The sequence below is a fragment of the Methylopila sp. Yamaguchi genome (assembly GCF_002897035.1).
In the GTDB taxonomy this organism is placed as follows: domain Bacteria; phylum Pseudomonadota; class Alphaproteobacteria; order Rhizobiales; family Methylopilaceae; genus Methylopila.
In genome coordinates, this window is the sequence record NZ_BAUX01000004.1 from 18,433 (window position 1) to 44,428 (window position 25,996).

The 25,996-nt window shown below is 69.8% G+C and carries 20 protein-coding genes; 13 read left to right on the forward strand and 7 right to left on the reverse strand.

Annotation, left to right across the window (positions count from 1 at the left end):
- Window positions 1–90: 90 nt before the first annotated feature.
- The 13 genes from METY_RS05950 to METY_RS06010 all read left to right on the forward strand — a co-directional run bounded on the left by METY_RS05950 (window position 91) and on the right by METY_RS06010 (window position 18,515).
- A complete protein-coding gene (locus METY_RS05950) occupies window positions 91–2,064 on the forward strand; it encodes an ABCB family ABC transporter ATP-binding protein/permease (RefSeq protein ID WP_103120474.1) in 1,974 nt (657 codons plus the stop codon).
- A gap of 302 nt (window positions 2,065–2,366) precedes the next feature.
- On the forward strand, window positions 2,367–3,728 hold the full coding sequence (gene glmU, locus METY_RS05955) for a bifunctional UDP-N-acetylglucosamine diphosphorylase/glucosamine-1-phosphate N-acetyltransferase GlmU (protein WP_103120475.1): 1,362 nt from the start codon (window positions 2,367–2,369) through the stop codon (window positions 3,726–3,728).
- A gap of 218 nt (window positions 3,729–3,946) precedes the next feature.
- The gene (gene glmS / locus METY_RS05960) at window positions 3,947–5,770 is read left to right on the forward strand and encodes a glutamine--fructose-6-phosphate transaminase (isomerizing) (RefSeq protein ID WP_103120476.1); all 1,824 of its coding nucleotides are present in this window, start codon (window positions 3,947–3,949) and stop codon (window positions 5,768–5,770) included.
- Between the two features lie 199 nt (window positions 5,771–5,969).
- Complete coding sequence (locus METY_RS05965; protein ID WP_103120477.1) at window positions 5,970–7,598, forward strand: methyl-accepting chemotaxis protein; 1,629 nt, start codon at window positions 5,970–5,972, stop codon at window positions 7,596–7,598.
- Window positions 7,599–7,614: 16 nt separating this feature from the next.
- The gene (locus METY_RS05970) at window positions 7,615–8,079 is read left to right on the forward strand and encodes a chemotaxis protein CheW (RefSeq protein ID WP_103120478.1); all 465 of its coding nucleotides are present in this window, start codon (window positions 7,615–7,617) and stop codon (window positions 8,077–8,079) included.
- Window positions 8,076–9,344 (forward strand): CheR family methyltransferase, encoded by a 1,269-nt coding sequence (locus METY_RS05975; RefSeq protein ID WP_103120479.1) that lies wholly within the window; start codon window positions 8,076–8,078, stop codon window positions 9,342–9,344. The genes METY_RS05970 and METY_RS05975 overlap by 4 nt, the downstream gene beginning before the upstream one ends.
- On the forward strand, window positions 9,341–9,967 hold the full coding sequence (locus tag METY_RS05980; protein WP_103120480.1) for a chemotaxis protein CheW: 627 nt from the start codon (window positions 9,341–9,343) through the stop codon (window positions 9,965–9,967). Before METY_RS05975 ends, METY_RS05980 begins: the two co-directional genes overlap by 4 nt.
- Window positions 9,964–12,210 (forward strand): hybrid sensor histidine kinase/response regulator, encoded by a 2,247-nt coding sequence (locus METY_RS05985; protein ID WP_103120481.1) that lies wholly within the window; start codon window positions 9,964–9,966, stop codon window positions 12,208–12,210. The genes METY_RS05980 and METY_RS05985 overlap by 4 nt, the downstream gene beginning before the upstream one ends.
- 43 nt (window positions 12,211–12,253) lie before the next feature.
- Window positions 12,254–13,273 carry a chemotaxis response regulator protein-glutamate methylesterase gene (locus METY_RS05990; protein ID WP_103120482.1) on the forward strand — a complete coding sequence of 340 codons (1,020 nt, stop codon included), beginning with the start codon at window positions 12,254–12,256 and terminating at the stop codon, window positions 13,271–13,273.
- An 11-nt stretch (window positions 13,274–13,284) separates the two neighbouring features.
- Window positions 13,285–14,298, forward strand: a complete 1,014-nt coding sequence (locus tag METY_RS05995) for a diguanylate cyclase (RefSeq protein ID WP_103120483.1) — start codon at window positions 13,285–13,287, stop codon at window positions 14,296–14,298.
- Window positions 14,299–14,424: 126 nt separating this feature from the next.
- A complete protein-coding gene (locus METY_RS06000; RefSeq protein ID WP_146035663.1) occupies window positions 14,425–14,799 on the forward strand; it encodes a hypothetical protein in 375 nt (124 codons plus the stop codon).
- 141 nt (window positions 14,800–14,940) lie between these two features.
- Window positions 14,941–17,130 carry a TonB-dependent receptor gene (locus METY_RS06005; RefSeq protein ID WP_103120485.1) on the forward strand — a complete coding sequence of 730 codons (2,190 nt, stop codon included), beginning with the start codon at window positions 14,941–14,943 and terminating at the stop codon, window positions 17,128–17,130.
- A gap of 11 nt (window positions 17,131–17,141) precedes the next feature.
- Window positions 17,142–18,515 carry a PepSY-associated TM helix domain-containing protein gene (locus tag METY_RS06010; protein WP_103120486.1) on the forward strand — a complete coding sequence of 458 codons (1,374 nt, stop codon included), beginning with the start codon at window positions 17,142–17,144 and terminating at the stop codon, window positions 18,513–18,515.
- A 60-nt stretch (window positions 18,516–18,575) separates the two neighbouring features.
- Here METY_RS06010 and METY_RS06015 read toward each other — a convergent pair whose 3' ends face one another.
- The 7 genes from METY_RS06015 to METY_RS06045 are packed head-to-tail and all read right to left on the reverse strand — an operon-like array spanning window position 18,576 to window position 25,709.
- A complete protein-coding gene (locus METY_RS06015) occupies window positions 18,576–19,337 on the reverse strand; it encodes an SDR family NAD(P)-dependent oxidoreductase (protein WP_103120487.1) in 762 nt (253 codons plus the stop codon).
- 10 nt (window positions 19,338–19,347) lie between these two features.
- Window positions 19,348–20,286 (reverse strand): acetamidase/formamidase family protein, encoded by a 939-nt coding sequence (locus tag METY_RS06020; protein ID WP_103120488.1) that lies wholly within the window; start codon window positions 20,284–20,286, stop codon window positions 19,348–19,350.
- A 21-nt stretch (window positions 20,287–20,307) separates the two neighbouring features.
- A complete protein-coding gene (gene urtE / locus METY_RS06025) occupies window positions 20,308–21,000 on the reverse strand; it encodes an urea ABC transporter ATP-binding subunit UrtE (RefSeq protein WP_103120489.1) in 693 nt (230 codons plus the stop codon).
- A 6-nt stretch (window positions 21,001–21,006) separates the two neighbouring features.
- Window positions 21,007–21,717 (reverse strand): ATP-binding cassette domain-containing protein, encoded by a 711-nt coding sequence (locus tag METY_RS06030; protein WP_103120490.1) that lies wholly within the window; start codon window positions 21,715–21,717, stop codon window positions 21,007–21,009.
- Window positions 21,718–21,727: 10 nt separating this feature from the next.
- A complete protein-coding gene (urtC, locus tag METY_RS06035) occupies window positions 21,728–22,837 on the reverse strand; it encodes an urea ABC transporter permease subunit UrtC (protein ID WP_346433152.1) in 1,110 nt (369 codons plus the stop codon).
- On the reverse strand, window positions 22,834–24,444 hold the full coding sequence (urtB, locus tag METY_RS06040) for an urea ABC transporter permease subunit UrtB (protein WP_103120491.1): 1,611 nt from the start codon (window positions 24,442–24,444) through the stop codon (window positions 22,834–22,836). Before urtB ends, urtC begins: the two co-directional genes overlap by 4 nt.
- Before the next feature lie 14 nt (window positions 24,445–24,458).
- Window positions 24,459–25,709: a transporter substrate-binding protein gene (locus METY_RS06045; RefSeq protein WP_103120492.1), complete on the reverse strand. Its 1,251-nt coding sequence runs from the start codon at window positions 25,707–25,709 to the stop codon at window positions 24,459–24,461.
- Window positions 25,710–25,996 lie beyond the last annotated feature (287 nt).

Genomic DNA, 25,996 nt, shown 5'->3' on the forward strand with positions numbered 1-25,996 from the left:
GGTTCGGCGTCGCGCGCCCTAACTCCGGCCTCACATGACCTTCGTAAACGCCTCTTTCCCCCGGCCGCCGTCGCGCTCCGGCCGCTCTGCATGAGCGGGCTGGATCCGGCCGGGACGAAAGTGCGCGCGGAAGGCTTCGCCTTCTTCCGGACCATGCGCGTCCTGCAGCCCTTCATGTGGCCCGGCGACCGGCCGGACCTGAAACGGCGCATCGCGTTCGCGGTCGTGCTTCTGGTGCTGACGAAGCTCGTCACCGTCATCGTGCCCTACGGCTTCAAATGGGCGACCGACGCCTTGACGCGGATCGCGAACGGCGAGGCCGCGCCGGCCGGCGATGGCTTCGCCGCCTTCGCGCTCGGCGCGCCGATCGTGATGGTGGTGGCCTACGGGATCGGCCGCGTGTCCATGGTGGGCCTCGCGCAGCTCCGCGACGGCATCACCGGGGCGGTCGTCATGCACGCCGTTCGCAGGCTTGCGCTGCTGGTGTTCCGGCACATCCACCGCCTGTCGCTGCGGTTCCATCTCGGCCGGCGCACCGGCGCCATCAGCCGCATCGTCGACCGCGGCCGCAACGCCATCGAGACGCTGACCCGCACCGCGCTGCTGACCGTCATCCCGACGATCCTCGAGCTCGCGCTGGTGCTGGGCGTGCTCGCCTACCAGTTCGACTGGGTCTACGCGGCGGTCGTGGGCGCGATGGTCGTCGTCTACATCGGCTTCACCTACATGGCGACCGAGTGGCGGCTGGGCATTCGCCGGGCGCTGAACGAGAACGACACCGACGCCAGCGCCAAGGCGATCGACAGCCTGCTCAATTACGAGACGGTGAAGTACTTCGGCAACGAGGAGCGCGAGGCCGCCCGCTACGACCGGGCGATGGGCCGCTACGAGGCCGCCTCGATCCGCGCCTACACCTCGCTCGCCTGGCTCAACACCGGGCAGGCGCTGATCTTCACCGCGGGACTGACGATCTGCATGGTCATGGCGGTGGGCGACATCCGCGCGGGCCGCAACACGGTCGGCGACTTCGCGCTGATCAACGCCATGATGATCCAACTCTACGTGCCGCTGAACTTCATGGGGTTCATCTACCGCGAGATCAAACAGTCGGTCACCGACCTCGAGCAGATGTTCAAGGTGCTCGGCGAAGACCCGGAGATCGCGGACGATCCCGACGCCCGCCCGCTCGCCGTCTCCGGCGGGACGATCCGCTTCGAGAACGTGTCCTTCGCCTACGATCCGGAACGGCCGATCCTGAAGGACGTGTCGTTCGAGGCGCCGGCCGGCAAGACGATCGCGATCGTCGGGCCATCGGGCGCGGGCAAGTCCACGATCTCGCGATTGCTCTACCGATTCTACGAGGTCGGGTCCGGCCGCATCACCATCGACGGGCAGGACATCCGCCGGGTGACGCAGGAGAGCCTGCGCGGCGCGATCGGCATGGTCCCGCAGGACACGGTGCTGTTCAACGACACCGTCCGCTACAACGTCCGCTACGGCCGCTGGGACGCGAGCGACGCCGAGGTCGAGGAGGCGGCCCGGCTCGCCCAGATCGACGGTTTCATCCGCACCATGCCGAAGGGCTACGAGACGGAGGTCGGCGAGCGCGGCCTGAAGCTTTCCGGCGGCGAGAAGCAGCGCGTCGCGATCGCCCGCACCATCCTCAAGGCGCCGCCGATCCTGATCCTCGACGAGGCGACCTCGGCGCTGGACAGCGCAACCGAGATGGAGATCCAGGACGCGCTGGAGAGCGTCGCCCGCGGGCGTACCACGCTGGTCATCGCGCACCGGCTGTCGACCGTGGTCGCGGCCGACGAGATCCTGGTGCTGGAGGCGGGGCGGGTCGCAGAACGCGGGACCCATGCGGAGCTGCTCGAGAAGGGCGGTCTTTACGCGAGCCTGTGGAACCGCCAGCGCGAGGCCGATCAGGCGCGCGAGCTGCTGGCGCGGATGGGCGAGGACGGGCCATCGCGCGGTGACGCCGGAGCCGGGGAAGCGCCAGCGCCGCGGAGGCCGGCGGTCGAGGCCCTGGACGAGGATCTTCGGCCCGACGCCGCGGAATAGCCGGTTGCGGCGTCGAAGCCTTGCCGCCACTCTGCAGCCGCGCTGCGCCGACTCTCAGACGGCGGCCGCTGATTCAGCTTTGCGCGGGATTTGGATAGGAACGTCCGCGACGCGCGCGCCTCGAGACGCCCGCTGACGCGGGCTCTTCAGCATGACGGGGTTTCCGGTTCTAGGATGCCGGTTCTAGAACGTTCTCTTGCTGGGCAGCCGACCGCAGGTCGGCGTCTCAAAGCACGCCCTCCATGTGTGCGCGTCTCAATCTCCGGCGCATCCCGAAACGCCAAGCCCGACCGAGCCCTTCCATGACCGCATCCGCCCGTAGCTGTCTCACGATCGTCCTCGCCGCGGGCGAGGGCACGCGGATGCGCTCCGACGTCCCCAAGGTGCTCCACAAGGTCGCCGGCCGCTCGCTGCTGGGCCACGTGCTCGCGACGGCGCTCGCCGCCGGCTCCGACGCGCTCGCCGTCGTGGTGGGGCCCGGCCGCGAGGACGTCGCGGCCGAGGTCGCGGCGCTCGCGCCCGGCGCGCCTGTGTTCGTGCAGACCGAGCGGCGCGGCACGGCGCATGCGGTGCTCGCGGCGCGCGAGGCGCTGGCGGGCGGCTTCGACGACGTGCTCATCGTCTACGGCGACACGCCTCTGGTGCGAGCCGAGACGCTGAAGCGCCTGCGCGCGCCGCTCGCCCACGGGGCGGGCGTCGTGGTGCTCGGCTTCGAGGCCGGAGACCCGACCGGCTACGGGCGCCTCATCTCCAACGGACCAAATCTGGTCGCCATCCGCGAGGAGAAGGACGCGAGCGACGAGGAGCGCGCGATCAAGCTCTCCAACGGCGGGCTGATGGCGATCTCCGGCGCCCACGCGCTGGCGCTGCTCGAGGGCGTTGGAAACGCCAACGCAAGGGGCGAGTTCTACCTGACCGACGTGGTGGAGGGCGCCGTCCGTTCCGGCCTCGCGGTCGCGGTCGAGGCGGCGCCGGAGGCCGAGGTGCAGGGCGTCAACGACCGCGCCCAGCTGGCGGCAGTCGAGGCTGAGCTGCAGCGCCGGCTGCGCGCGGCGGCGCTCGCCGGCGGCGCCACGCTGATCGCGCCCGAGACCGTGTTCTTCGCCCACGACACCCGGCTCGGCCGCGACGTGGTGGTGGAGCCGAACGTGGTGTTCGGACCAGGCGTGGCGGTCGCCGACGGCGCGGTCATTCACGCCTTCAGCCATCTGGAAGGCGCCGAGGTCGGCGCCGGCGTCTCCGTCGGCCCCTTCGCGCGGCTCCGGCCCGGCGCGCGGCTGGCGGCGAAGTCCCGCGTCGGCAACTTCGTCGAGGTGAAGAACGCTGAGGTCGGCGAGGGCGCCAAGCTCAACCACCTCACCTACGTGGGCGACGCGGAGGTCGGCCCGCGCGCGAACCTCGGCGCCGGCACGATCACCTGCAATTACGACGGGGTGTCCAAGTTCCGGACCGCGATCGGCGCCGACGCCTTCGTCGGCTCGAACTCGACGCTGGTCGCGCCCGTCACGATCGGCGACGGCGCCTATGTCGGCGCCGGCAGCGTGATCGTGGAGGAGGTGCCCGCCGGCGCCCTCGCCATCGGCCGCGGCCGGCAGGTCACCAAAGAGGGCCGCGCGGCGACGCTCAGGGCGGCGCAGAAGGCGAAGAAGAAGGCTGGCGCTTAGAGCGCGTCGTCCCGGCCGAAGAGCCGGGATCGTCATCCAACCAAGGCGCGCTCCGTGCGCCGTCCGGACAGCGATCCCAGCTCGGCCTGCGGCCGTCCGGGATGAAACGCTCCGCCACATCCCGAAACCAGCCGTGATTTCGCGCGGCCTTCAGCCGTCGCTAACGAGAAGCTGATAGAAGCGGGGCGCGGGACGGGTTCAAGGAGCGTGCGGACGGCATGTGCGGCATCGTCGGAATTCTCGGCAAGGGCGACGTCGCCCCGCTTCTGGTCGACAGCCTCAAGCGGCTCGAGTACCGCGGCTACGACAGCGCCGGCGTCGCGACGCTTGACGACGGCCGGGTCGTGCGGGAGCGGGCGGAAGGCAAGCTCCGGAACCTCGAGGCCAAGCTGACGGCGACGCCGCTTCCCGGCCGCGTCGGCATCGGCCACACCCGCTGGGCGACGCATGGCGCGCCGACGGAGGCCAACGCCCATCCGCATGCGACCGACCGCGTCGCCGTGGTCCACAACGGCATCATCGAGAATTTTCGCGAGCTGCGCGCCGAGCTGGAGGCCGAAGGCGCGACCTTCCAGAGCCAGACCGACACCGAGGTCGTGGCCCACCTCGCCTCGCGCGCGCTCGCGGCCGGCGCAAGCCCGCGCGAGGCGGTGCGGGCGACGCTCGGGCGGCTGCGGGGGGCCTTCGCGCTCGCCTTCATCTTCGCCGGCGAGGACGACCTGATCATCGGCGCGCGCCGCGGCAGCCCGCTCGCGATCGGCCACGGCGAGGGCGAGAACTACCTCGGCTCCGACGCCATCGCGCTCGCGCCCTTCACCGACAGCGTGACCTATCTCGAGGACGGCGACTGGGTGGCGCTGACGCGCAACGCCGTCGAGATCTTCGACGAAAGCGGCGCGACCGTGCTCCGGGCGGGCACGCGCGCCTCGGCCGCGGCCGTCGTCGTCGACAAGGGGAACCACCGGCACTTCATGGCGAAGGAGATCGCCGAACAGCCGGAGGTCGTCGGCCACACGCTCGCCCGCTATCTCGACATGGCGAACGGCCGCATCCGGCTGCCCGAAGGCGGCGACGTCGATTTCTCCAAGCTCGACCGTCTCGCGATCTCCGCCTGCGGCACCGCCTATTACGCCGGCCTCGTGGCCCGCTACTGGTTCGAGAAGTTCGCGCGGCTTCCCGTCGACATCGACATCGCGTCGGAGTTCCGCTACCGCGAGCCGCCGATGTCGCCGGGCGGCCTCGCCCTCCTGATCTCCCAGTCCGGCGAGACGGCGGACACGCTCGCGACGCTGCGGCACTGCCGCGCGCAGGGCATGCGCATCGGCGCGGTGGTCAACGTGCCGACCTCGACGATCGCCCGCGAGGCGGACCTGGTGTTTCCGACCGTCGCGGGCGTCGAGGTGGGCGTCGCCTCCACCAAGGCCTTCACCTGCCAGCTCAGCGTGCTCGCCGCGCTCGTCGTCAAGGCGGGGCGCGACCGCGGCGTGCTGTCGGAGGAGGACGAGAGCAAGCTCGTCGCCTCCCTCGTCGAGCTGCCGCGGCTGATGGTCGAGGCGCTCAGGCTGGAGCCGGAGATCGAGCGGCTCGCGCCGGCCTTCGCGAAAGCCCAGGACGTGCTCTACCTCGGCCGCGGCACCAGCTTCCCGATCGCGCTGGAAGGCGCCCTGAAGCTGAAGGAGATTTCCTACATCCATGCCGAGGGCTACGCCGCGGGCGAGCTGAAGCACGGGCCGATCGCGCTGGTGGACGAGAACATGCCGGTCGTGGTGCTCGCGCCGTTCGACCACCTGTTCGAGAAGACGGCCTCCAACATGCAGGAGGTCGCGGCGCGCGGCGGCAAGATCGTGCTGGTGACCGACGAGGAGGGCGCGGCCCACGCCGGCGAAACCTTCGCCACGCTGGTCTGCCCCAAGGCCTACGCCTTCGTGAGCCCCATGCTCTACGCGCTGCCGATCCAGCTGCTCGCCTACCACACGGCGACGTTCATGGGCACCGACGTCGACCAGCCGCGCAACCTCGCGAAGTCCGTCACGGTGGAGTGACGCGAGGCGTCGGCGACCCGGCGGCCGTCGGCGCGCCGTGCATGCCGACGCCGCGGATAGCACAAATGCGATCTTGTCCGTGGGCAATGTCTCAACGAAGCGGAAACCAATCTGTCTCACGGATCGCTTTTCATCGTGCGCTTTGGGTCTCTCCCGGCGGCGCGCGGCGACCCGCGCCTCTTGATGACGGAACCGCTCGATGACGAATCTGACCATACGCCAGCGGATCGTGATGAGTTTCCTGGCCGTGCTGGTGGTCCTCACCTGCATGGCGGCTGTCGGCTATGTCGGTCTGGAGGAGACGAAGCGGCAGGCGACTGCGGTCGAGCGGAACACGGTTCCCGCGCTCACTTCAAGCCTTCGCATGATGGCCGCATGGACGGAGGCGCAAGGGCTGCTGCGTGATCTGGCGTCGCAGACGACGCCTGCGGAGCGAAGCCGCGTCGCCGACGCCATCCTTGAGAACCGCGCGAACGTCGAGCGCCTGATGTCGACCTATCAGGAGACGATCGACAGCGATCAGGACCGCCGCAACTACGAGGCCCTGCGGGACCTTACCGCTCGGTTCTTCCAGCTGGAGGACGCGACGCTGGCCCGGGCGGCGACCGCCGGCTCGGACGCGGACCTGCGCGCGGCTTTCGCGAGGGAGCTGGAGGGGCCGCTCGCGAAGATCCGCGCCGCGCTCGAAACCACCATTAGCTTCAACCAAAGCGAGGCCGACCACGAGACGCGGCGAATCGTGTCGGCCGTGTCCGCCGCGGAGCTCGGCCTGGCCGTGGGCTTCCTGATCGCGCTCGTTCTCTCGATCCTCTGCGGCTATGTCCTCTTCCGGTCGATCACGGTCCCGCTCGGCAAGCTGCTGCGGATGGTCGGCGTCATGCGCGAGGGCGACTTCAGCGAACGTCTGACGCTCTCCCGCCGCGACGAGTTCGCGACCCTCGCCGACGGCTTCAACGCCATGGCGGACGAACTGGCCACGCTGATCGGCCAGGTCCAACGGTCGAGCATCCAGGTCAACACCTCGATCACCGAGGTCGCCGCCACGTCCAAGGAGCAGCAGGCCACGGCGAGCGAGATCGCGGCGACCACCACCGAGATCGGCGCGACGGCGAAGGAGATTTCGGCCACCTCGAACGAGCTGGTGCGGACGATGGACGAGGTCTCGGCGGTCGCCGAGCAGACCGCAAACCTCGCGGGCGGCGGCCAGGCCGGGTTGTCGCGGATGGAGGCCACCATGCGCCACGTCATGGAGGCGGCCGGCGCCATCAACGCCAAGCTCGCGGCGCTGAGCGAGAAGGCCAGCAACATCAATCAGGTGGTGACGACCATCACGAAGGTCGCCGACCAGACCAACCTGCTGTCGCTGAACGCCGCGATCGAGGCCGAAAAGGCGGGCCAGCATGGGCGCGGCTTCGCGGTCGTCGCGACCGAGATCCGCCGGCTGGCGGATCAGACCGCGGCGTCGACCTACGACATCGAGCAGATCGTGAAGGACATCCAGTCCGCGGTCGCCGGCGGCGTGATGGGCATGGACAAGTTCTCGGAGGAGGTGCGGCGCGGCATGCTCGACGTGCAGCAGGTCGGCGACCAGCTGTCGGAGATCATCCAGCAGGTGCAGGGGCTCGTGCCGCGGTTCGAGATCGCCAACGAGGGCATGCAGGCCCAGGCGGTCGGCGCGAGCCAGATCAGCGATGCGCTGTCGCAGCTCGGGGAGGCGGCGCAGCAGACGGTCGAGTCGCTGCAGCAGTCCACGCTCGCGATCGACGAGCTTAATCTTGTTTCGACCGGGCTTCGCAGCTCGATCGTCCGCTTCAAGCTGCGCGCGTAAGCGCCCGGGCCGGCCGATGCTGTTCCTGATGTTCCACATCGGCCGGGATCGCTTCGTCCTCGACGCAGAGCAGGTCGAGCGGGTGCTGCCGCTGATGGAGGCGAAGAGCCTGCCCGGCGCGCCTCCAGAGGTGGTCGGGATCATCAACTACCGCGGCGCGCCGACGCCTTTGATCGACCTCAGCCTGCTCGCGCTGGGGCGGCCGTCGGAGCGGGTGATGAGCACGCGCATCATCCTGGCCCGCTATCTCGGGCGGGGGGAGGGCCATGAGCGGCTGGCGCTCTGCGCCGAGCGGGTGATCAAGACGATCCAGCGCGATCCCGCCGACTTCGTCGCCACCGGCGTCGAGGCCGGCTCGCCCGCCCACCTCGGGCCGGTCGCCTCCGACGCCGACGGCTTCATCCAGTGGATCCGGGTCGAAGCGCTGCTCGCGGACGAGGTCCGCGACATCCTATTCCAACGGGCGGGAGAGCCCGCATGATCCTGGACGAGGTCGGACGGCTGCTTCGCGAGGAGATCGGACTGCACGTCGCGAGCGTCGGCGGTTCGGTGGTGCAGTATGCCGTGAAGACGCGCATGGCCGCCTGCGGCTCCCCCGAGCCGCTTGACTACCTGCAGCGGCTTTCGAGCTCGCGGCAGGAGATGCAGGAGCTGATCAACGCGGTCGTCATCCCGGAGACCTGGTTCTTCCGGGACCGCGAAGCCTTCGTCGCCATGGTTCGGCATGCGCGGGCGCACCGCCGGGCGGGATCGCCGCTGCGCATGCTCAGCCTTCCCTGCTCGACCGGCGAGGAACCCTATTCGCTGGCGATGGCGATGTTCGACGCGGGCTTCTCGGCGTCGGACTTCACGATCGACGGCGTCGACATCTCGACGCGCAACATCGCCGCGGCGACCCGCGCCGTCTATGGCCGGAACTCGTTTCGCGGGGCCGACCTCGCGTTTCGGGACCGCCACTTCGAGGCGGTCGAGGGCGGGCACCGGCCCAGCGCCGCCGTGCTCGCTCAGGTCAAGTTCAAGGCCGGAAACCTGTTCGACCCCGCCGTGACGCCGCCGGTCGAAGCCTACGACGTCATCTTCTGCCGGAACCTCCTGATCTACTTCGACCGCGAACTGCAGCAGCGCTCGATCGGACGGCTTCGGCAGATGCTGGTTCCCGGCGGTCTCCTGCTGGTCGGCCCGGCGGAGTCGAGCCTGCCGACCCTTCATGGCTTCGTGTCCGCCCGCATGCCGCTCGCCTTCGCCTTCTACAAGCAGCATCCAGCGCCCCCTGCGGAGCTGAGGCCCAGCCCGCCGCGTCCGCGGCCCGCGGCGCCTCCCCCCGCCGCGGCCGTGCGCCCCGGCGGCGTTCGGGCGCCGGCGGCCCGACGCGAAGCGTCTTCAAACCCCGGAGCCACGGCGGCGACGCCCGCCGCGGCGAAGGACGCAGCCGAGCTGAGCCTGACGGCGATCCAGCGCGCGGCGGACGCCGGTCGACTGGACGAAGCCAAGCGGGCGGCCGTCGCGCATCTCGCGGCGTTCGGACCCTCCGCCGACGCCTACTACCTCCTCGGACTGGCCTACGACGCCAGCGAGGCGATGCCGGAGGCGATCGAGAACTATCGAAAGGCGCTCTATCTTTCGCCAGACCACCGCGAAACGCTGGCGCACCTCGCGCTGGCGCTGGAGCGCCGGGGCGACGCGGCGGGGGCGAAGGTGCTGACCGATCGCCTCGGCCGCCTTGGCGATAGGAGCCGGAGCCAATGACCGGCGCGAGCGGAGCCGGCAAGCGAGACGCCGTTCCAAAGACCGCCGGAGGCGAGACGGCGGGCGGGCTGCTCGAGCGTCCGCTTCCGACGGGATACCTCGAGGAATGGGCGCGCCATTTCGCCGAAGGCGCAAGCGAGGGCGCTGCGGAAGAGGAGGGCGACGCCCGCGCGGCGCTGCTGTTCCGCATCGGCGACGAATGGCTGGCCCTGCCGACCGATCACCTTCACGAGGTCGCGCAGCCGCGGCGGACGCACTCGCTTCCGCACCGGCGGGACGAGCTGGTGCTGGGCATCGTCAATGTTCGCGGCGAACTGCTCGTCTGCGTGTCGCTGGCGGCCCTGTTGGGGATCTCCGCGGCCGGAGCCGTCGAGGCCGGCGAACGGTCCAGGGCCGGGCCGCGGCTTGTGGTGATCGGGCGCGACGGCCACCGCGTAGCCTTTCCGGTGGACGAGGTCCACGGCGTCCACCGCTACGTCGCGCGCGACGTCGTCACCTTGCCGGCGACGATCGGCAAGGCCGTCTCCTCCTACGCCGTGGAGCTGATCTCCTGGAACGGCCGCGCGATCGGCCGATTGGACGACGCGCTGATCCTCGAGACCCTCGATCGGAGCATGTCGTGAGCGGCGAGGATCTCAGCCAGTTTTCCATGCTGGACCTCTTCCGCGCCGAGCTCGACTCGCAGTCGCTGGCGCTGACGTCCGGCCTCCTCGCCCTCGAGCGCGACCCGGTCGCCCCCGATCATCTCGAAAGCTGCATGCGCGCCGCGCATTCGCTGAAGGGGGCCGCGCGCATCATCGACCTCGATCCGGCCGTCCGCGTCGCCCACGCCATGGAGGAATGCCTCGTCGCGGCTCAGCACGGCCGCCTGCGCCTCACGCGCGACCACATCGACGCGCTGCTGAAGGGCGTCGACGTGCTCGCGGTCGCAGCCTCCGAGCCGCCGGCCGGAGGAGTGGGCGCGGAGCCGCAGATCGCCCTGTTTTTGCAGGCGCTGGAGCAGGCCTCGAACGGGGGAGCGGCGGCGGACTCCGCGCCCTCCGGCGAGCCTCAAGGTCAGAGGGCGCCGACACCGCCGGCGCTTTCCGTCTTGGAGCCTGCGCAAAGCGCGGCCGGCTCGGACCGCATGGTCCGCATCACCGCCCAGGCGATGAACAGACTGCTGGGGCTTGCGGGCGAATCGCTGATGGAGGCGCGCCGTTTGCGCCCCTTCGCAGACCGCCTGGTGCGCCAGAAACGCCGTCACCGCGACCTCGCCAAGGCGGTGGACGGGCTGCGCGCGGCGCTCGGGCCGATCGATCCGGACGACCGGACCGGACGGGCGCTCGCCGAGGTGCAGGACAAGCTCGCGCAGAGCGAGGACTTCTTCATCGAGCGCCTCGCCGAGCTCGACTCCATCGACCGGCGCGCGACCGATCTCGCGAACCGGCTCTACACCGAGACCCTGTCGAGCCGCATGCGTCCCTTCGAGGACGGAGTTCGGCACTTCTCGCGCGCCGTACGCGACCTCGCGCGGTCGCTGGGCAAGGAGGCGCGGCTGGAGATCGTCGGCGGCGGCGCCGGCATCGACCGCGACATCCTCGACCAGCTCGACGCGCCTCTCGGCCACCTCTTGCGCAACGCCGTCGACCACGGCCTCGAGACTCCGGAGGAGCGCGTCGCGGCGGGCAAGCCCCGGGAGGGCGTGATCCGGCTCGAGGCCCGGCACCACGCCGGACTGCTCCAGGTGATCGTCGCCGACGACGGCCAGGGCGTCGACGTCGAGCGGGTGAGGGCCGCCGTTCTGGCGAACAGCCTGGTGACCGAGGAGACGGTCGGCGACCTCGGCGAAGCGGAGCTGCTCGAGTTTCTGTTCCTGCCCGGCTTCTCCATGAAGACGACGGTCAGCGACGTCTCCGGCCGCGGCGTAGGGCTCGACGCCGTGCAGAGCATGGTCAAGCAGGTCCGGGGACTGACCACGGTGTCGTCCACTCCCGGCGAGGGCGCCCAGTTTCAGCTGCAGCTTCCGCTGACGCTTTCGGTGATCCGGACCCTTCTGGTGGAGATCGCCGACGAGCCCTACGCGCTCCCGCTCGCGGGGATCACCCGCACGCTGAAGCTTCCCCGCGCGGACATCGAGCTGCTGGAGGGCCGGCCGCATTTCCGCTTCGGGGACCGGCAGGTCGGGCTGATCACCGCGCACGAGATCCTGGGCCGCGGCGAGGCCCGATCGGACGCAGCCGAATTGCCCGTCGTCGTGCTCGGCGACGGCGAGACCTCCTATGGCCTGATCGTGGACCGCTTCCTTGGGGAGCGGGAGCTCGTCGTGCGGCCGCTCGACCCGAGGCTCGCGAAGGTCAAGGACATCAGCGCGGCCGCGCTGATCGAGGACGGCTCTCCGGTGCTTATCATCGACGTCGAGGACCTGCTGCGCTCGGCGGAGAAGATCGCGTCCTCCGGCCGGCTCCGCACGCTGCAGCGCGCCGCGACCGCGACGGACCGCGCGCGGCGCAAGCGCGTGCTGGTCGTGGACGACTCGCTCACGGTCCGCGAACTCGAACGGAAGATCCTCGACCACCACGGCTACGAGGTGGAGGTGGCGGTCGACGGCATGGACGGCTGGAACGTCGTGCGCTCCGAGCCGTTCGATCTGGTGGTGACCGACATCGACATGCCCCGCATGGACGGCATCGAACTCGTCACGCTGATCAAGCGCGACGCGCGGCTGCGGAGCGTGCCCGTGATGATCGTCTCCTACAAGGACCGCGAGGAGGACCGCCGGCGCGGCCTGGACGCGGGCGCGGACTACTACCTCACCAAAGGCAGCTTCCACGACGACACGCTGATCCACGCCGTGGTCGACCTGGTCGGACCGGCGTCGGGGTGAGCGCGCGGCGGGGACGGGGGACCGTGGTCTCAGAGGACAGGGCATGAGGATCGGCGTCGTCAACGACCTGCCGATGGCGGTGGAGCTTCTCCGCCGGATCGTCGCCTCGGCGCCCAGCCTCCAGCTCGCCTGGACCGCGGCCAACGGACGCGAGGCGGTGGAGGCCTGCCGGCGCGACCGACCGGACCTCGTGCTGATGGACCTGACGATGCCGGAGATGGGCGGCGTCGAGGCGACGCGCCAGATCATGGCTGAGACGCCGTGCCCGATCCTCCTGGTCACCGCCAGCGTCGACGCCAATGTGCCGGGCGTGTTCGAAGCCATGGGCCACGGCGCTCTCGACGCGGTCGATCTGCCGTCGATCGGGCCGGGCGAGGCCTTCGGGGCGCAGGTCTCCCTGCTGCTGGCGAAGATCACGACGATCGGCAAGCTGACGGGCGAGCCTCTCCGGCCGAAGCGGCGGACGGAGGGCGAGGGCGTCCCCGCGCGCTCGGCGCGCAAGCTCGTCGTCATCGGCGCCTCCGCCGGCGGCCCCGCCGCGGTCGCGACTCTCCTGGGAGGCTTGCCTGAAGATTTTCCTGCCGCCTTGGTGCTGGTGCAGCACGTCGACGCCAAATTCGCCTCGGGGCTCGCCGACTGGCTGGGGCTGCACACCAAGCTGAAGGTCCGGCCGGCGCGGGAAGGCGATTGTCCCAAAACGGGAGTTGTGCTCGTCGCCGCGACAAGCGACCACCTTGTATTCAAGTCGTCGTCCGAACTAAGCTACGTTGCAGAGCCGCGCGATTATCCGTATCGACCGTCCGTTGACGTGTTCTTCGAAAGCGCTGCAACCAAATGGCAAGGCCAAGTGTTTGGCGTATTGCTTACCGGCATGGGCCGGGACGGGGCGCGCGGGCTGAAATCTCTCCGTGACAAAAATCATCTCACTATTGCGCAGGATCAGGCCACCAGCGCGGTCTACGGCATGCCGAAGGCCGCGGTCGCGCTTGGGGCCGCCGTCGAGATCCTGCCGCTCGGCGCGATCGCCCCGCGGCTGGTTGCGGCCTGCGCGCTGAAAGCCTGAAAGGCCGCCGTATGACCCAGGAGCAAGATCCCATCGCGATGGTCGTGCCGCCGGCGGCGGACAACTATCTCTCGATGGTGCTGCTGGTGGACGACCAGGTGCTCATCTGCGAAGCCGTGCGGCGCGCGCTGGCCGACGAGCCGGACATGGATCTCCACTACTGCACCAATTCCCGGGACGCGGTCCGCACCGCCCAGGACCTGAAGCCGACGGTGATCCTGCAGGACCTCGTCATGCCGGGAATCGACGGGCTCGATCTGCTCCGAACCTATCGCACGACGCCGTCGCTGCAGGCCGTGCCGGTCATCGTCCTCTCCGCGAAGGACGAGGCGAGCACCAAGAGCGAGGCGTTCCGAGCCGGCGCGAACGACTATCTCGTCAAGCTCCCCGACCGGATCGAGCTGATCGCCCGCATCCGTCACCAGACCCGGGCCTACCTCGACCACGTCCAGCGCGACGCGGCCTACAGCGCGCTGCGCGAGAGCCAGCGCCAGCTGATGAACGCCAATCTGGAGCTTCAGAGGCTGACCCAGATCGACGGCCTGACCAACCTCGGCAACCGGCGCTACTTCAACGAATACATGCAGGCGGAATGGCGCCGCGCGCTGCGCAGCGAAACGTCGATCGCGGTGCTGATGATCGATGTCGACCGCTTCAAGGGCTACAATGACGCCTACGGCCACCTCGCGGGCGACGAGGTCCTGAAGCGGCTCGCCGCCGTCATCAACACCGGCGCGAGCCGCGCCAGCGACCTCGCGGCGCGCTTCGGCGGCGAGGAGTTTATCGTGGTGCTGCCGGGGGCGACGATCGCGGGGGCCTGCGCGGTGGCGGAGCGTCTGGTCGAGAGCGTGCGCGCGCTCGGCATCCCTCACGTGGAGGGTCTGGTCACGATCAGCGTCGGGGTCGCCGCCATGGTTCCGAGCGTCGGGACATCGGCGAGGGACCTCGTCAACGCGGCCGACGTCGCGCTTTTCCGCGCCAAGGAAACCGGACGGGATAGGGTCGAGCCGCACAGCGAGATCTGAGGCGCGCACGCCTCCTGCGCAGTGTCTTCGCCGCGTCGCCATGCCCAACCGCAGCCGCGCCGTTCGCTTTTGGCCTCGCCGCGCGTTCGTGCTAGGGCTGGATTACGGCTGACAGGGGGCGAAGTCGTGGCGGCTTGGCGGAAGACGGGGGGCGCGTTGCGCGGGCTGCTGCTCGCGTATCTGCTCGTCCTCCAGGCGGCGCTGGGCGGTCTCGCCCTGGGCTCGCAGCCCGTGGTCGCCGCTCCCCGAACGGACGTCCATTGCGGATCCTTCAGCGGACCCATTGAAGGGTCGGGGAAGGGCCACGCCACGCTCCCCGGGTGCTGCGTCGCCGGCTGCCTGATGCAGGGCGGCGCCATGGCGCCGCCGCCGTCCTTCCCCGCGACGCCGATCTCCGGCGACGACCAACTCGTCCGAACGCCCGCCGAGGCTCGCGCCGCGGCGCCCGTCAGCCCCGAACGCTCCCCCCGCAGCACGCGAGGCCCGCCGGCCCTGGCCTGACGCGCGGTTCCGCCGCGTCTCCTGCCAGCCGTCAGCCCAGCCGCGCGACACGACCGTCCGCGGCCTCGTGTTCGCGTGGAGCTTCCCGTGCCTTGTCTCATGTCCCCACCGGCGCCCTTCGGCGCCCGGCGACCCGCCTTCATGTCCTCGACCGCCTGCTGCGCGGTTGTGCTCGCAACCCTCGGCGCCGCCTCGATCTCCGCCGCCTCCGCCGAAGACGCCGGGACGATCGCCCTCGACGAAATCAGCGTCCAAGGCCAAGGCGCCGCCGTCGACGACGGCTCGCCCGCCCAGATCCTCAAACGGACCACGGAGGCCGCGAGCCGGCTGGGCCTCACCGTGCGCGAGACGCCCGCGACCGTGAGCGTCATTACCCAGGACCGCCTGCAGGAGCAGGGCAGCCGCTCCCTGATCGAGGCCTACCAGTCGGCGCCGGGCGTCGTCGCCGGCAACCTGCCGGGCGAGCCCGGCGTCACCGCCATCCGCGGCTTCTCCCGCGGCGCGGTGGGCTACTCGATCGATGGCGTCCGCTCGATCGACCCTCTGATCGCCTCGCGCAACTACGACGCTTACAGCTTCGACCGCATCGAGATCCTGAAGGGGCCGGCCTCGGTGGTGAGCGGCTCCGGGGCGCTGGCCGGCACGATCAACCTCGTCACCCGCAAGCCGGAACTGGGCGTGACCAAGGCCGACGCCCTGCTGAGCTACGGCTCGTTCGACACCCTCCGCGCCGGCGCTTCGTTCAATGCGCCGATTTCCCAGAATGCGGCCGCGAGCGCGAGCGTGCTCTACGGCCGCTCCGGCGGCTACGTGAACGACACCGACAGCGAGAACGTGCAGGTCACCACCGGCCTTACGCTGACGCCGACGGACCGCCTGACCATCACCGCCGCCTTCGACTACTTCCGGGATGATTTCTCGACCGCCTACTTCGGCACGCCGCTGGTGCCGCGGGACGACGCCAAGAACCCGAGCGGCGTGGTGTCCGGGAAGGTCGACGACGTCGAGTACGTCCTCGACAAGTCGATCTGGAAGAAGAACTACAACGTCGACGACGGCGTCATGAAGTCTGACGCGATCTGGGCCCGGACCGGCGCGGCGTTCCAACTCACCGACCAGTGGACGCTGAAGAACGATTTCGCCTTCTACAACGCGAACCGGCTGTGGCGGAACTCGGAGGATTACACCTACGACCCGACCACGAAAAAGATAAACCGCGAGCTGACGCTGATCAGCCACGATCAGCAGTCCTGGACGAACCGCACCTCGGCGAACTTCGACGGCGAGATCGGCGGGCGGCGCAACCGCTTCTCCGCAGGCTTTGAATACATGCGGACCGAGTTCGGCTCCCGCCGCCGGTTCGGCTCGACGACCCCGGTCGACCCCTACGATCCGGACCGGGGCGACTTCCCTGACAGCACGGTCGGCTTCGGCACGCGTCAGAATTTCGACAGCACGGTCGACAACACGGCGGTGTTCCTCGAAAACGCGCTGAACATCACGCCGGAATGGATCGTTGTCGCCGGCCTGCGGCACGACTGGATCGATCTCCATCGGAAGGTCGACGATCTCAAAACGGGGAATGCGACCCACTTCGGCAACGACTATTCGTCCACCACATGGCGGCTCGGGACGGTGTACGACCTGACGCCGGAGGTCAGCCTGTTCGCGCAGTACACCACCGCCATCACGCCGGCCTCCGCGCTGGTGCTGAGCAACGCCACGCGCGCAGGGCTGGACCTGACGACGGGCAAGTCGATCGAGGCCGGCGTGAAGACCTCGCTGCTGGGGGGGCGGCTCGTTGCGACCGCATCTGTCTACCAGATCGAGCAGCACGACATCGTTCGGACCTACGCCGGCGGACGAACCGAGCAGGGCGGCGACCAGCGCTCCCGCGGCGTCGAATTCGACGTCTCCTTCGCCGTGACCGAGCAGTGGAGGGTCAACGCCAACGCCTCGATCCTGCAGGCCGAGTTCACCAAGCTCGAAGAGGGCGGCGCGGACCGCAAGGGCAACCGTCCGCTCAACGTGTTGGAGCAGACGTTCAACCTCTGGACGACCTACCGGCTGGCCTCGATCCCCGTCACCTTCGGCGCCGGGGTGCGGCATGTCGGCGATTTCTACACCGACAACGCCAACACCATCCGCGTGGACGGCCGCACGTTGCTGGACGCCTCGATCGCCTACGACGTGCCCGTCGGCGGCACGCTCACCCTGCGCGGCCGCAACCTGACCAACAAGTTCTACGCCGAGTGGTCCGGCTACAGCTCCACCCAGGTCTACGTCGGCGCGCCGCGCAGCTTCGACGTCACCTACAGCGTGAAGTTCTGAGGGAGGCGACGATGGGCTGGCTCTCGCACCCCGCGACCTACCGCGCCGTCTGGCGCTGGCATTTCTACGCGGGGCTCATCGTCGCTCCGTTCCTCCTGATCCTCAGCGTGACGGGCGCGATCTACCTCTTCAACGACGAGATCAACGACGTTCTCCATGCGGAGAAGCGCATCGTGGCGCCACATGCGTCGTCCTTGCCGCTGAGCCGCCTGATCGCAGCCGCCGAGGCGAGCGTGCCGGGGGGGAAGGCGACGCGCATCGACACCTGGAGCGCGCCTGACCGGAGCGCCGAGGTCTTCGTGACCGGCACGGAGGGACCCCAGCGGCGGGTCTTCGTCGATCCCGGGACAGGAGCGGCGCTCGGGTCCTACGTCTACGAGCGCACGCTCGTCGGCTTCGCCGACCGCTTCCACGGTTCGCTCATGTTGGGGACCGTCGGCGACGGCGTGGTGGAGCTCGCCGCCTGCTGGGGCGTCGTGCTGATCGTGACCGGCCTTTACCTCTGGTGGCCGCGGGGCGTCCGCGGCTTCGCGGAGGCGCTGACGCCGCGGCTCCGCGCGCGCGGCCGCCCGTTCTGGAAGAGCCTGCACGCGGTGATCGGCGTTTGGACCGCGGGGCTGATCCTGTTTCTCATCCTCACCGGCCTGCCCTGGGCCAACGTCTGGGGAACGCTGCTTAGGGCGGGGACCGACGTCGCAGGCGTGGGCTATCCCACCAGCCACCGCAGCCACGGCTCCGTGCCGGCCTCCGGCCAGACCCTGAAGCAGGCGACCGGCGAGACGCCCTGGACCCTCGAAAACGCGCCAATGCCGTCCTCCGGCGACCACGCCGCCCACCACGGCGCGGCCCATGCCGCGCCGACGGAGCCTGGGGCGCGGCCGATCGGCGTCGATCGCGCCGCGGAAGTTCTGGCCGGGGCCGGCATGGCGCATCCCTACCGGCTGTCGCTGCCGAACGGCCCGACCGGCGTGTTCTCCGCCTACACCTACCCCGACCAGCCGGAGGGGCAGCGCACGATCCAGATCGACCAGTACTCCGGCCGCATCCTCAACGACGTGGGCTTCCAGGATTACGGGCTGGCGGCGAAGGCGGTGGAGCTTGGCGTCCAGCTGCACATGGGGAACTACTTCGGCCGGGCGAACCAGATCGTGATGCTGTTCGCCTGCCTCGGCGCGGCCGCGCTTTCGATCACGGGTCCCGTCATGTGGTGGCGCCGCCGGCCGGCGGGCGGCCTCGGCGCGCCGCGTCCGCTGGCGCCCGCCCGCACGCGGACGGTCGCGCTGATCACGCTCGCGCTCGGCGTCGCGTTCCCGCTGGCGGGCGGGTCGCTGCTGGCGGCGCTGGCGATCGACCGCTGGGCGGGCAGGCGCCGAGCGGAGGGGTGATCACGCCCGGCGCGTCAACCGGCGGTTACCCCGGCGTTAACCCGCCGGCTCGGCTCGGCGTCAGAACTGGACGCCGCGCGTCAACGCGCCGTCGACCACAAGGTTGGAGCCGGTGATGAAGCTCGCCGCGGGGCTCGCGAGGAAGACCGCGGCGTTCGCCATCTCCTGCGGAGTTCCCATCCGGCCGGTCGGGTTCAGCGCAAGCGCGGTCGCGAACAGCTCCGGATTGCCGGTCTCGATCTGCTCCCAGACGCCGCCCTTGAAGTAGGTGTTGCCCGGCGAGACGCTGTTCGCCCTGATGTTCTTGGCCGCGAGCTGGTAGGCGACGCCTTGCGTGTAGTGGATCAGCGCCGCCTTGAACGTGCCGTAGGGACCCGCCGCGAAGTCGATTTCGCGGCCCGAAACGCTCGAGATCGTGACGATCGCCGCGGCGGAGCTCGCCTCCAGATGGGGCAGGGCGGCGTCCACGAGCCGCACCGTCCCCATCATGTCGGTCGCGAACGACGCCTGCCAGCTCGCCTCGTCGTTCCCGATCGCGAGCGCGCTGACGTTCGCGACCACGATGTCGACCCCTCCGAATTCCGCCGCCGTCGCCTCCACCCAGGCGGCGACCGCTGCGCCGTCGGCGACGTCGAGCGCCCGGCCGAGCGTCTTCACGCCCGTCCGGGTGAGCTCCGCCGCGGCGGTCTCGACCTCGGCGGCGTTGCGCGCGCAGATCGAGACGTTGGCGCCCTCGGCGGCGAGCGTCTCGGCGATGGCGCGGCCGATGCCCTTGGTGCCGCCGGAGACCAAGGCGTTGAGGCCCTTGAGCTTCAGGTCCATGGCCGCGCCCTCAGATGACGGATTTCGGGAGCATCATGTGTATGCCCTTGTTGCCGTCGACGAGCTGCGTCACCCGCAGGTTTCCGGCCAGCGAACACAGCATGTAGGCCTGGTTGCGGGACAGGTTCGAGCGCAGGCAGACGTGGTGCACCATCTCGCGCACGGCCTGCTTGGCCGCGTCGTCCAGGTCCTCGTCGAGGCCGATCGACATCAGGTGGGTCTCGGTCTCGGCGAAGGGGAAGTCGATCGCCATGTCCTTCCGGACGGTGAGCCGGAACGTGCCCTCGATGCCCATTTCGAGCGCCGTGATGCAGACCTCGCCATCGCCCTGCACGCCGTGGCCGTCGCCGGCGAAGAACAGCGCGCCCTCGTTGAAGACGGGGAGGTAGAGCGTCGTGCCCTCCTTCAGCTCCTTGTTGTCCATGTTGCCGCCGAAGGCGCGCGGCACGGGCGAGCCGCAGCGGCCCCAGGCCGGCGGCGGGGCGACGCCCAGAATCCCGAAGAACGGATCGAGCGGCACGTCCACGCCCCAGGGCAGGGTGCAGACGTTCTTCGCCGGGTCGATCGTCGGGTGGATGGTCTCATAGTCGGTGAACTCGTCCGGCAGCGTGCCCAGCAGCGGCAGGATGGCGACGAAGCCCCAGTCCATCGTCGGCTTCGCCGAGAGGATCTCCACCTGCAGCGTGTCGCCGGGCTGAGCGCCTTCGACATAGACTGGCCCGGTGATGAAGTGCGGTCCGCCGCCCTGGGTCAGCGTGTCGAGCGCCGCCATGTAGTCGGCCGGCACGCGCGAGGCGTCGGGCGGGAGGCATTCCTTGCCGCCTGCCGGGAACGACGTCAGCGTCACCGTATCGCCCGACGCGATCTTCACGACGGGCTTCAGCGCCGAGTCGAGATAGCCCCAGACCATGTTTTCGGGCGCGGACGAGATGACGTGGTGCTTGGACATGCGTGCCTCGGATGCTTGAAATCAGACGGACATGAAGCGGGAGAGCCGCTCGCGGCTCATCGCGGACTGGGGGCCCTGGTCGACGACCTGGCCGCGCGACAGCACGACGAAGCCGTCGGCGACCGCGGCGGCGAAATCGAGATACTGTTCAACCAGCAGGATCGAGAGCGCGCCCTTGAGGCGCTTCAACACGTCCTCGATGAGCTGGACGATCGAGGGCTGAATGCCCTCGGTCGGCTCGTCGAGGATGAGGAGCTTCGGCTTCGTCGCCAGCGCGCGGGCGAGCGCCAGCTGCTGCTGCTGGCCGCCGGACAGGGCGCCCCCGCGTCGCTCGGCCATTTCGCCGAGCACGGGGAAGAGCGCGACCATTTCGTCGAAGGCGGCCTGCGTCGGCCGACCGTGGGCGCGGGCGGCGACCAGGACGTTCTCCCGCACCGTGAGCTCGGCGAAGATCTCGCGGCCTTGCGGAACATAGGCGACGCCCGCGAGGGAACGGCGGTGGTTCGCGGCCCGCGTCACGTCCAGCCCGTCCAGCGCGATGCGCCCGCGCGTGACCGGCAGCACCCCCGCGAGGCACTTGAGCAAGGTCGACTTGCCCGCGCCGTTGCGGCCGAGCACCGCAAGGCACTGGCCCGGCTCGACCTCGAAGGAGACGCCCCGCAGCGCCTGGGCGCTGCCGTAATGCTGATCGAGTCCGGCGACGGTGAGCTTCATCGCCCTCTAGCGCCCCAGATAGACGTCGACGACGGCGGCGTCGGCGCGGGCGCGGGCCATGGAGCCCTCGAACAGCGTGCGGCCCTCGTGCAGCACCGTCACCCGATCCGAAATCCGCTCGACGAAGTCCATGTCGTGCTCGACCACGATGATCGCGCGCCCGGGGCTGCGCAGCGCCTTCACGAGCGCCGCGGTGCGCTCCGTCTCCTCGTCGGTCAGGCCGGCCACCGGCTCGTCCAGCATCAGCACCTTCGGCTCTGCGACCACCACCATCGCGATCTCCAGCCACTGCTTCTGGCCATGGGCGAGTTCGCCTGCGAGCCGGTCGGCGTCGCCGGCGAGCCCCACCGTCTCCAGCATCCGAGCCACCTTCTCCGGCCCGTCGGGAGCGGGCTTGGCTCCGAGGCCAATCGCGACGTTGTCGCGGACGGTCAAAGCCTCGAACACGCTGGGCTTCTGGAATTTGCGCCGGACGCCGGACCGGGCGATCTCCGCCTCGCTCGCGCGCGTCAGCTCCATGGTCTCGTCGAACAGCACGCGGCCGGCCTTGGCGCGGCTCACGCCCGAGATCACGTCGAGCAGCGTGGTCTTGCCCGCGCCGTTCGGCCCTACGACGCCGCGCACTTCGCCGTAGTCGATCGCGAGCGACAGGTCGTTCAGCGCGCGGAAGCGCCCGAACTCGACGGTGAGCCCCTCGATCAACACCGCTACGGTCATGGCGTCATGCTCATGGCGTCGCGTCCCTCGCTTCGAGGGCCCGCGAGCGGGACAGCAGCGTGGGCTTCCATTTGCCGAGGTCGAGCAGCCCGTTGGGGAAGATCAACGCGACCACGACGACAAGCGCCGCGAGCACGAAGGGCCAGAGCTCCGGCAGGCTCGCCGACAGCGCGAACTTCACCGCGTTGACCAGCACCGCGCCGATGATCGCGCCGGCGAGGCGGCCGCGACCTCCGATCGCGCACCAGACCGCGATCTCGATCGAGAGCTCCGGCGAGAGCACCCGCGGATTGATGATGCCGACCTGCGGCACGTAGAGGAGACCCGCGAGCGCGGCCAGCACGGCGGAGAGGCACCACACCTTGAGCTTCAGCCGCAGCGTCTCGTAGCCGAGCGACCGCAACCGCACCTCGTCGTCGCGCGTCGCGACCAGCAGGCGGCCGAACCGGCCTATCATCAACAGCCGGCAGGCGACCAGCGCCGCGAGGAGCACGAGAACGGAAGCGAGCGCGAGGCCCTTCGTCACCGCCGGGTCCTGGATGGGAACTCCGAACACGACCTGAAACCCGGTCATGCCGTTGTTGCCGCCAAAGCCGGTGTCATTGCGGAACATCAGCAGCATCGCGACGTAGACCAGCGCCTGCGTGATGATCGCGAAGTAGACCCCGCTGACCCGCGAGCGGAACGAGGCCCAGCCGAACACGAAGGCGACCGCGAAGCTGACGCCCATTGCGGCGAGCAGCGCGACGGGAAAGCTCTCGAGCGGCCCCCACCAGCCGGGGAGCGCCTTCCAGCCCATGAACTGCACGATGTCGGGCGTGACGCCGGTCTCCGCGACCGAGCGCTCCAGGAGGTGCATGCCGACGACGTAGCCGCCGATCGCGAAGAACAGGCCATGACCTAGGCTCAGGATGCCGGCGTAGCCCCAGATCAGGTCGAGCGCGAGCGCGAGCAGCGCGAAGCAGGCGAGTTGGCCGATCGTGTTGACGCGGTAGCCGGACAGGCCGCCCCCGGCCACAACCGCGGCGGTCGCGACGAGCGCCAGCGCCACGGCGACGACCATCCGGTCGTCCGCCGCCCGGGCGAGGAGGCTGCGCTTTGGCGCGATCGCCGCGCTCACTTGCGGCGCCCCTTCACGGCGTAGAGGCCCTCGGGGCGCCACTGCAGGAAGCCGACGATCATCAGCAGGACGATGACCTTGGCGGCGACCGCGCCGTAGAGCGGCTCGATCAGGACGTTGATCTGGCCGACGCCGAGCGCGGCCACCACAGTGCCGGCCAGCGTGCCGACGCCGCCGAGCACTACGACCATGAAGCTGTCGATGACGAAGTTGGAGCCCATCTGCGGGTTCACGTTGTAGATCGGGCAAAGCGCGAGGCCGGCCAGGCCGGCGAGCCCCGAACCGAGGCCGAAGGCCATCATGTCGACCCGCCGCGTCGGCACGCCGATGCAGCCCGCCATGGCGCGGTTCTGGGTCACGGCGCGGATGTTCAGGCCAAGCGGCGTGCGCTTCAGCACGGCCCAGGTGGCGACCAGCGTGACGCCCGCGAAGACGATTGCGAACAGCCGGTTCCAGGTGACGATGAAATCGCCGACGAGCAGCTTGCCGCCGGCGAGCCAGCTCGGGGTGACGAACTGAAGGTTCTGCGTGCCGACGCCGACCCGCACGAGGTTCACGATCAGCAGGCTTACCGCCCAGGTCGCGAGCAGCGTCATCAGCGGCCGAGTGTAGAGCCGCCGGACGAGCGTCGCCTCGAGCGCCACGCCGACCGCGGCGATTGCCAGGAACACGACGGGGATGGCGAGGATCAGGTACCAGTCGAGCAGACCGGGGGCGACCGCGCGCAGCGTCTCCTGCACGGCGTAGGCGACGTAGGCGCCCAGCATGATGAACTCGCCCTGGGCGAGGTTGATCACGCCCATGAGCCCGAAGATGATGGCTAGGCCGACCGCCGCCATGAACAAAATCGAGGCGAAGGACAGGCCGTTGTAGAGCGTGTTCGCGACGGACGAGACGCGCAGCCAGCGGTCGATCGAGGCGAGGCCGGCGTCGACCGCCGCGGCGAACACAGGCTCCTTCGCGTAGGCCGGATCGCTCTTGAGCGCCGCGATCTGGGTCTCGGCGCGCCGGCTGGGCTGGGCGGCGATGCGTTCGATCGCGGCGATCCGCTTGGCGACGTCGGACGAATTGAGCAGCGCGCTCTGGCCGACGCCGAGGATCTGCTCCTTCAGGCCTGCGTCCGGCTCGCGGGCGGCTGCGGTCTCGAACAGCTCCGGCGGAAGGCTCGCGGCGCGGCGTTCGAGGGCGCGCAGCGCGGCCGCACGTTCACCCGCCGTCGCGCCCGCGAACAGGGTCGCTGCGGCGCGGGCGGTCTCGACCAGGGGGCGGTTCTTGAGGCTGAGCACCGGCGCGGAGCCGTCCGCCGGCGCGGCCTTGGCGAGCGTGGCCGCGTCGATGAAGCCGGAGGGGCTTTCGATCGTCGAGGCGCGGGCCCCGCACCGGATCGTCTTGTCGAGCAGGGCGCCGGTCAGCGTCGCCGCCCAGGCTGCGTCTTCGGGCGTTGCGGAAGAGGCGCCGGCGGTGAGGGTCGCCGCCGCTTCGCTCAGGCCCGCCGCGCCGGAGCACGCCTGGGTCGCGATCTGCGCCCGGTCGTGGGCGAGGGCGGGGGAGTGCCACGCCGCGGCGAGCGCCAGAAGCAGCAGACCGAGGCGCCGGCCCATGCGCATGCGGACGGCCTCGCTCAGCCGAACGGGCTCATCGGCACGGGCTTCGGCGTGTCCTTGGACTGCCACAGCACGTCGAAGCCCTGCGCTTCGTTGACCGAGCCGATGAAGACCCCGCGCGAGACGTAGTTGTTCTCTGCGGTCATCCCGATCTTGTAGCCCGAGGGGCAGTCGAAGCTGAGCCCGGCAAAGGCCTTGCGGACCTCCGGCACGTCGAAGGAGCCCGCCTTTTTCGCGGCCATCGCCCAGAGGTGGACGGCGTCGTAGGTCGAGACCATCGGATCGATGGCGACGTCGGGAGAGAAGGGCACCTTTTCCTTGGCGACGAAGTCCTTCCAGCCGGACAGGAACTTGACGTTGGCCTCGCCCTTCGCCTGCTGCAGGTAGGCCCAGCAGTTGAGGTGGCCGACGAGCTTCTTGGTGTCGAGGCCTTCGAGGTCGGCCTCGACCATGTCGAGGCCGAGGATCGGCACGTCGGTCGCGGTGATGCCCTGGTTCGCGAACTCGCGGAGGAAGTCGGGGATCGAGGAGCCGACCACGGTCAGCACCACGACGCACTTGCCGCCCGGAGCGTCGGCGAAGGCGCGCACCTGGTTCACCAGGGTCTGGAAGTTCGAGAAGGAGAACGGGACGTACTCCTCCTTCCACGCGCTCTCGTCGATGCCCTTGGACTTCCAGTAGCCCTTGAGCTGCTTGTTGATGGTGCGCGGCCAGACGTAGTCCGAGCCGATCATGAAGAAGCGCTTGGCCTCCACGCCGTCCGGGCTCATGAGGTAGTCAACAGCGGGAAGCACGGAGCTCGCCGGCGGCGAGTTCACGTAGACGACGTTCTTGGAGTTCTCGTCGCCCTCGAAGTGCAGAGGGTAGAACAGAAGGCCGTCGTTCTGCTCGACGACCGGCAGCACGGTCTTGCGCGACACGCTGGTCCAGCAGCCGAACAGCGCCGCGACCTTGGTCTCCGTCAGCATCTGACGACCGACCTGCGCATAGAGCGGCCAGTCGGAGGCGGGGTCCGACGCCACGACCTCGACCGTCTTGCCGTTCACGCCGCCGGCTGCGTTGATTTCGGCGGCCGCCATCTTGGCCACGTAGTTCAGCCGGCCCTCGAGGTTCGCCATCGTGCCGGAGGAGGAGAACAGGCAGCCCAGCTTGACGGTGTCGGCGGCGTTGGCGGAGCGGATGAACGCGGGGGCGCCGAGCGGCAGCGCCGCGCCCGCGGCGAGCGCGCCGGAGGTCTGGAGGAAGGTGCGGCGGGTGAAGATGCTCATCGGACTGGCCTCGCGACGACGGGATGGATCCGGTCGCCGTGAATTTGGCGACGTCAGGCAAGCATCGACAAGATCAAATAAAAACGGCGTCCGCCGCCGAAATGAGCATCCGCGCGGCCGACCGCGCCCGATGTCAAAAGTGACATGCGGCGTCGCGTCCGGAGCAGGTGGGCGTGAGCGGCGCCGCCTTCCGCTCCCTCTCAGTTTTCCCCAGATACGGACCGTGCGCGTAGATCGAGAAAGGCGCCGGACTCGTGCGATCCGGGATTGCGCCGCGCGGGCGGCAG

Excerpts from the sequence above, each read along its gene's own strand:
- glmU (WP_103120475.1), top strand. The coding sequence starts at position 2,367 with ATGACCGCATCCGCCCGTAGCTGTCTCACGATCGTCCTCGCCGCGGGC.
- glmS (WP_103120476.1), top strand. The coding sequence starts at position 3,947 with ATGTGCGGCATCGTCGGAATTCTCGGCAAGGGCGACGTCGCCCCGCTT.
- METY_RS05980 (WP_103120480.1), top strand. The coding sequence starts at position 9,341 with ATGACCGGCGCGAGCGGAGCCGGCAAGCGAGACGCCGTTCCAAAGACC.
- METY_RS05995 (WP_103120483.1), top strand. The coding sequence starts at position 13,285 with ATGACCCAGGAGCAAGATCCCATCGCGATGGTCGTGCCGCCGGCGGCG.
- METY_RS06015 (WP_103120487.1), bottom strand. The coding sequence starts at position 19,337 with ATGGACCTGAAGCTCAAGGGCCTCAACGCCTTGGTCTCCGGCGGCACC.
- METY_RS05970 (WP_103120478.1), top strand. The coding sequence starts at position 7,615 with ATGCTGTTCCTGATGTTCCACATCGGCCGGGATCGCTTCGTCCTCGAC.
- METY_RS06020 (WP_103120488.1), bottom strand. The coding sequence starts at position 20,286 with ATGTCCAAGCACCACGTCATCTCGTCCGCGCCCGAAAACATGGTCTGG.
- METY_RS06005 (WP_103120485.1), top strand. The coding sequence starts at position 14,941 with ATGTCCTCGACCGCCTGCTGCGCGGTTGTGCTCGCAACCCTCGGCGCC.
- urtB (WP_103120491.1), bottom strand. The coding sequence starts at position 24,444 with ATGCGCATGGGCCGGCGCCTCGGTCTGCTGCTTCTGGCGCTCGCCGCG.
- METY_RS06010 (WP_103120486.1), top strand. The coding sequence starts at position 17,142 with ATGGGCTGGCTCTCGCACCCCGCGACCTACCGCGCCGTCTGGCGCTGG.
- urtE (WP_103120489.1), bottom strand. The coding sequence starts at position 21,000 with ATGAAGCTCACCGTCGCCGGACTCGATCAGCATTACGGCAGCGCCCAG.
- METY_RS05950 (WP_103120474.1), top strand. The coding sequence starts at position 91 with ATGAGCGGGCTGGATCCGGCCGGGACGAAAGTGCGCGCGGAAGGCTTC.
- METY_RS05975 (WP_103120479.1), top strand. The coding sequence starts at position 8,076 with ATGATCCTGGACGAGGTCGGACGGCTGCTTCGCGAGGAGATCGGACTG.
- METY_RS05990 (WP_103120482.1), top strand. The coding sequence starts at position 12,254 with ATGAGGATCGGCGTCGTCAACGACCTGCCGATGGCGGTGGAGCTTCTC.
- METY_RS06030 (WP_103120490.1), bottom strand. The coding sequence starts at position 21,717 with ATGACCGTAGCGGTGTTGATCGAGGGGCTCACCGTCGAGTTCGGGCGC.
- METY_RS05965 (WP_103120477.1), top strand. The coding sequence starts at position 5,970 with ATGACGAATCTGACCATACGCCAGCGGATCGTGATGAGTTTCCTGGCC.
- METY_RS06045 (WP_103120492.1), bottom strand. The coding sequence starts at position 25,709 with ATGAGCATCTTCACCCGCCGCACCTTCCTCCAGACCTCCGGCGCGCTC.